The following is a 571-nucleotide window of genomic DNA, read 5'->3' on the forward strand; positions in this document are numbered from 1 at the left end:
CGACCGATAAGGTTGAAATCGTGCGGAAAAAGAATACGATAACTATTGGTTGGAAATAAGAAATAAAGGAACGGATCCTGCTCCAACATTTTCCGGTCCTCTATAATAACATAAGTTAAACTTAACCTATTACAAAAGTATGAAGAAAAAACGGTTAGATGATTTTCCTCATCGGGGAAGATGGTCGCAAATTCTGTTACGTATGAAACTGACGTTCGTTTTAGTTTTCTGTATGTTGGTACAAACGTTTGCTGCAGTAAATGCCTCTTTGGAAGAGATTATCTGGGAATTGAAAGAACAAACCAAATTTGTATTTCTGTATAGTAGTGCGGATATAGCTACTGTAAAAGGAATCGATATCGATATGCAGAATAGCCAGATCGATGCTATCCTGAAAAAATGTCTTGAAGGTACCGATTTGCAGTTTGTGAAAGAAAACAATGCTATTATCATCCGGCAGGCAAATGGCAAGACAGCTGTTCCTCAGGTACAAAGCCGTAAAATTACGGGAAAGGTCATCGATGAAGATGGCAATCCGTTACCCGGGGTTGCTGTATTGATCGAAGGTACG

At 39.1% G+C, this 571-nt stretch carries 1 protein-coding gene; it reads left to right on the top strand.

Annotated elements, in window-relative coordinates; all coding sequences use genetic code 11:
- Positions 1-139: 139 nt before the first annotated feature.
- Positions 140-571, top strand: a 432-nt coding sequence (locus tag WS34_RS12845) for an STN and carboxypeptidase regulatory-like domain-containing protein (RefSeq protein ID WP_046405252.1), incomplete at its 3' end; no start/stop codon positions are given.

This window comes from Odoribacter sp. N15.MGS-14, from assembly GCF_000980245.1.
In the GTDB taxonomy this organism is placed as follows: domain Bacteria; phylum Bacteroidota; class Bacteroidia; order Bacteroidales; family Marinifilaceae; genus Odoribacter; species Odoribacter splanchnicus.